Annotated in this window: 2 protein-coding genes; both read right to left on the bottom strand. The window is 76.0% G+C overall.

The features are described 5' to 3' along the window. Positions 1–1,067: AarF/UbiB family protein (locus C667_RS22870; RefSeq protein WP_004388417.1), on the bottom strand; the 1,067-nt coding region annotated here is incomplete at its 3' end. 28 nt (positions 1,068–1,095) lie between these two features. Next, positions 1,096–1,506: a hypothetical protein gene (locus tag C667_RS22865; protein ID WP_245538527.1), complete on the bottom strand. Its 411-nt coding sequence runs from the start codon at positions 1,504–1,506 to the stop codon at positions 1,096–1,098. Positions 1,507–1,508 lie beyond the last annotated feature (2 nt).

Here is a 1,508-nt window from a genome sequence, read left to right as displayed (position 1 = left end):
TGGGGCCCGCGCAGGCCCAGCCCGGCGAGGCCGGCGGCGATGCGGGGCGCGTCGAGGGCGAGGGCGGCGAGGGCGACCTCGACCAGCGCCTCGCGCTCGGCCTTGCCCAGGCGTGCGACGAGACTCCAGTCGAGCACGGCCACGCGGCCGTCGGGGGCGAGCAGCAGGTTGCCGCCGTGCAGGTCGCCGTGGAAGGGCGCGTCCTCGCTGCGCGACCAGAAGGGGCGCGCGAGCAGGCCGCCGACGAGGGCGCGGCCGAGGCGGCGGGACTCGCGCGCCGACAGCGCGGCGTCGCTGAGCTTGGGGCCGTCGATGCGCTCCATCGCGGTCAGCGCGGGCGTGCACCAGGGCAGCAGCGCGGGGACGAAGACGTCGGCGTCGTCGGCGAGCAGCGCCGCGGCGGCGCGCAGGTTGGCCTGTTCGCGGTCGAGGCGGATCTCCTGCACGAGCAGGCGGCCGGCCGTGGTGAGGTGGTTGCGGTAATCGATGGCGGGCAGGCCGAGCTCCGCGCCCCGGCCCTCGAGGAAGTCGCCGAGCGCGGGCAGGATGGCGAGCTCTTCGCCCAGCCGGTCGGCGATGCCGGGCTTGAGCACCTTGAACACGCCCTCGTGGCTGCGCCCGCCCTGCCACCACGAGAAGGGCAGCACCACCGCGACGCTGCCCTCGGCGAGTGCGCGGTCGGCGAGGTGCAGGCCGTGGTCGGCCCCGAGCTCGGCGTGGATGCGGGCGTGCAGGGCGTCGCCGTGCGTGCTCGCGGGCAGGGATTCGAGCGCCTGCAGGTGGCGGCGCAGCCCGGCGTCGAGGCCGGGCTGGCGCGCGACCACCTGGCCGAGCTTGTGCAGCGTGGGGCAGTGCGCGAGCAGGGCGGTGGCGCGTGCGGCCGCAGAGGTGCTCTCGGCGAGCACGAGCTGCTCGGCGACGATCGCGCCGAGGCGGGCTTGCGGCAGGCGCCCGAGGAAGAAGGCCATGCCTTCGGCCAGCAGCGGCCGCCAGGCGGCGAGGGACTCGGGCAGCAGGGCGTCGAGGCCGAGCGATTCGAACAGTTCGGTGCCGAGGTCGGGATCCATGGGCGGGGAGCTTCCGGAGATGCCGGGGTCAGCGCTTGCGGGCGGCAGCCTTGCGCTTCGGGGATTTCTTCTTGCCGCCCTTGGCCTTCCGGTCGCCCTTGCCGGCGCTGCGTCGAAGCGAAGGCAGCGCGTCGAGCAGCGCGACCGTGTCGGCATGGCCGAGGGCCGCGAGCGCGGCGAGGCCGGCGCGCACCAGCTCGGACTTGCGTGCCGGCCGGCCGATGGCTTTCATGTCGCTGCGCAGGGCATCGAGGCGGTGCACGTCGCTGGCAGCGAGCGTGAAGGATTCGCGCTGGCGCTTCTCCGCCTTGGGCTTGGAGGGCTTCGCGGCCTGGGCGGCGGTCCCGGGGCGCGGGCGGGGCTCCGCAGGGATGGAGGAGGCTGCCGCGGCGGGGGGCGCAGCGGGCGCGGAAGCGCCTGCAGTCGCGACGCGCGCGATGC

Origin of the sequence: Thauera phenylacetica B4P (assembly GCF_000310225.1) — a bacterium.
GTDB lineage: Bacteria > Pseudomonadota > Gammaproteobacteria > Burkholderiales > Rhodocyclaceae > Thauera > Thauera phenylacetica.
This window is presented reverse-complemented; position numbering and strand designations above follow the sequence as displayed.